The organism is Nitrososphaera sp., from assembly GCF_037447015.1.
Taxonomy (GTDB): domain Archaea; phylum Thermoproteota; class Nitrososphaeria; order Nitrososphaerales; family Nitrososphaeraceae; genus Nitrososphaera.
The window spans coordinates 1-3,147 of record NZ_JBBIHK010000070.1; the positions used below are offsets into that span (position 1 = coordinate 1).

Here is a 3,147-nt window from a genome sequence, read left to right on the forward strand (position 1 = left end):
AAATGATGAGCAAAAGTACCTCTTCAAAAGGCCCAAAAGTGTGTCTAAAAGAAGGAGTCCAGATCAACATATGTCTCTGAGCTCTACACCCGGGACGACTGCCGGAATGCGATATGTTTTTAAACGACCTGACCGGCAGAACACTGTTTGCCGCAGCCAGGCACCTGCGGTCTGGATGATGTCGGAGTGAAAGGAGAAATCTGGTGCAGAACAAAATGGACATGAAAACCGGTAGGAACGACCCATGCCCATGTGGCTCTGGCAAGAAATACAAGCGCTGCCACCTGCTCATCGACGAGCAGGCGAAAAAATCATCAAAAACCGACACCGGCTCTTCTGCAGGCGGTACCTCTCCTGGATCTGCGGGGCCGGGCATGAGAAAGTCATTCGGGATGTCCAAGGATATGCTCCTGCCGCTTGCAAGGACCGCAAAGATGTACCATGACGACCCGGGAGAACTTGAAAGGATGTGCAGCGCATTGAACCTCCCTGACGACACCATAAGCGGTTTCAAGGACTTTATCTCTTCGCTCTGGGACCTGGACAAAGTAGAGAAAATGAGCACGGAGGAGATAGTCGGAAAGCTGCGATCCATGAAGATAGGTTTCGACGAAGATACGTTCAAGAAACAGGCCCAAGGTTACTTCTCTGCGTGCAAGCTGGCAGAAGATCACTACTATCCTCCAGGCCACCGGGCTTTCGGCATGGATGATGATTTTGTCTGGATGGCAATAATAGTGCTGTGGGAGCGGCTAATGCCAGAAAGGTACAATGTCGAAATGATCGATGACCTGATGCAGGACGGCTACGCCGCCACCGAAGTTGGCGATTACAGGGCAGGTATCGGAAAATGGGAGAAGGTGTGGGCCATGGTGAAAGCCGTCATCCCGCCAGACATAAAATCGGTAGAGGGCGCTGATGAATACATCGGTCTATCGATGTCCCAGAGCATATACAACTGGTGCCAAGACTTTGAAATGGAACTGGGAAACGCCGCAGCTGAAGAAGAAACCGAGAGAAAAGACGGAGGAAGGGGAAGAAGAGAAGAGAAAAGAGATGGCGCCGATATGCCGGCGTCATTTCACGCCATGAGGATAAAATACTGTCACGACTTTTGCACGGTTTTTCCACAGTCAGACAAACGGATAATGGTGAACATGTACAGAGCAGAGGCAGAGTCTTATGCCGCAATGGGTGACGTAGAGAATGCAGACCGGCTGTTCCGTGCGCTGACAGAAGAAAAATTGCCCGGCAACGCCTGGGGGTATATCTCGTGGGGAGATATTTACTGCCACCCCGAATGGTACCCACGTGTACCTGTAAACTATGACAGGGCAGAGGAGATATACCGGCTGGGCCTTGCAAGGTGCAGCTCTGAACGGGATGACATTACAGGAAGGCTGGATGAGCTTGCCAAAATGAAAAGTGGCTCTGCTGGCACAGGCGGTAGCATTAGCGCTGCCAAGTAGCCTGCACCCAGCAGTCAACAAAGGCTGTCACTGGTGGTACAGCTACAATAAATGGAGGCAATCTGCCAAGTAGCCTGCACCCAGCAGTCAACAAAGGAACGCTTACTTTTGTTGACATGGAGCTAGTCGATACCCAGCTGCGGTATGAACGCAAGGTACGCCTTTCTCAGCTCTTCCCTGTCGATGTGGTCATAGATGTCAATCGCATCCTTGCGCTTGTCCCCCCTCAGAACCTTGATGAATTCGCGAGGCATGCCGTTTCTTCGAAGCCAGGTTGTGAACCAGTGGCGGCAGTTGTGGGTGCTGAAGTGGTCCTCTATCCTGTCTGATTTTGGGTCGTGCAGGCCAACGGCTTCTGCGTATTTTGTCACCAAGTTGTAGACGCCGTTTCTGTTCAGCCTGCGCCCGTACTCGTTTGTGAAAAGCGCCTCTGTCTTGGCGTTCAAGTTCTCCCTCTGTGCCATCCACCTTTTCAGTATCCTGGCGCACTCGTCGTCAAAGAACACGACGCGGTTGCTGCGCTTCTTGAACATCTTTTTCTTCAGGGTGATGCTCTGCTCGGCCCAGTCGATGTCCTGTATGTCTATTGACACAAGCTCTTTCCGCCTTATCCCTGTCTTGGCAAGCAGCATTACAACAGCCTTGTCCCGTACGCTCAGGATAGAGTTTACAAGCATCGCCATGTCTTCGACGCTGACAAGCTTTCTCACGGACCCGTCCTCGTCGCCTTCCGCATCCTTGTACCTCTTGAGATAACGCTTTCGTACAGGCAAGACAGGGTTGACGTTGGTGTAGCCTTCAAAGCATAAAAACTCATAGAACGTCGACAGGGCGGTAAAGTTGTTCTCCAATGTCTTCTGGTCCACGCCCTGCGACCTGCGGAAGTGGATAAAGTCCTTCAGGACGTGCTTGTCGACGTCAAGGACCGTCCTGTTTCTGTCCTGCAAAAAGACAAAAAAGATCTTTAGAGGTGATTTGTACCTGCCGATAGTCTCTTCTGTAAGGTGTCTGTCAAGGCAGTCCTGGGCAAAGTCTGCCAGCAGCATTGATGCATCCAAGATTGGTTTTGACAGCTCTTCTACTACAGTCAGTATACCCACCTCCAGCCCCTTGCGGTGGGCTCTGCCAGCCCGTAGGCCTGCAGCGCCTGCAGCTGCTTGTTCACAGCCTTAACAAGGCCGGTGTCTTTCGGGCTGATTCCAAGCTGCTTCAATATCTGGTCGCTGTCGATGCTGCCGCTCGACTTCAATAGATGTACCAGCTCTTTGTCGTACGCCCTGACGCCTTCGAACTGTCTGTCAAGAAACGGCTCTGCCCTGTAGCGCTTGAGCTCTTTGTCCAGGTTTTCTGTGAGCATCTTTAGGAGCCGGTTATCGTTCTTCAGCTTGGCAATCTCTTCGTCTTTCTCTTTCAGCTGCTTTAACAGCTCGGCCCTTGAAGCAAAGCCCTTCTTATCCTCCTCCTGCTTTAATGAATTCTCGACGTGCTCGATGACGAACTTGGATATCGGTACCCTGGCTTTTTCGGCGAGGCTCTTCCACCCGTCGGCCATCTCTACGGTAGGCAGGTAGACGTAGATGGCGCGCTTTGTCAGCTCCTTGTTCTTGACTACCACATGACATTAATGGCGTCTCAGCTTAAAAAGGCTTACTAGTAAAAAAGTGCGGGGGGTGGGATT

Annotated in this window: 3 protein-coding genes; 1 reads left to right on the forward strand and 2 read right to left on the reverse strand. The window is 51.7% G+C overall.

The window, feature by feature from the left end; genetic code table 11:
* The first annotated feature begins 221 nt into the window (after positions 1-221).
* Positions 222-1,469 carry an SEC-C domain-containing protein gene (locus WKI84_RS12930; RefSeq protein ID WP_337863974.1) on the forward strand — a complete coding sequence of 416 codons (1,248 nt, stop codon included), beginning with the start codon at positions 222-224 and terminating at the stop codon, positions 1,467-1,469.
* A 122-nt stretch (positions 1,470-1,591) separates the two neighbouring features.
* Here the strand turns inward: WKI84_RS12930 and WKI84_RS12935 are convergent, their stop codons facing one another.
* Positions 1,592-2,527: a tyrosine-type recombinase/integrase gene (locus WKI84_RS12935; protein WP_337863975.1), complete on the reverse strand. Its 936-nt coding sequence runs from the start codon at positions 2,525-2,527 to the stop codon at positions 1,592-1,594.
* Positions 2,528-2,556: 29 nt separating this feature from the next.
* Positions 2,557-3,084: a hypothetical protein gene (locus WKI84_RS12940; protein WP_337863976.1), complete on the reverse strand. Its 528-nt coding sequence runs from the start codon at positions 3,082-3,084 to the stop codon at positions 2,557-2,559.
* Between the last annotated feature and the right edge of the window lie 63 nt (positions 3,085-3,147).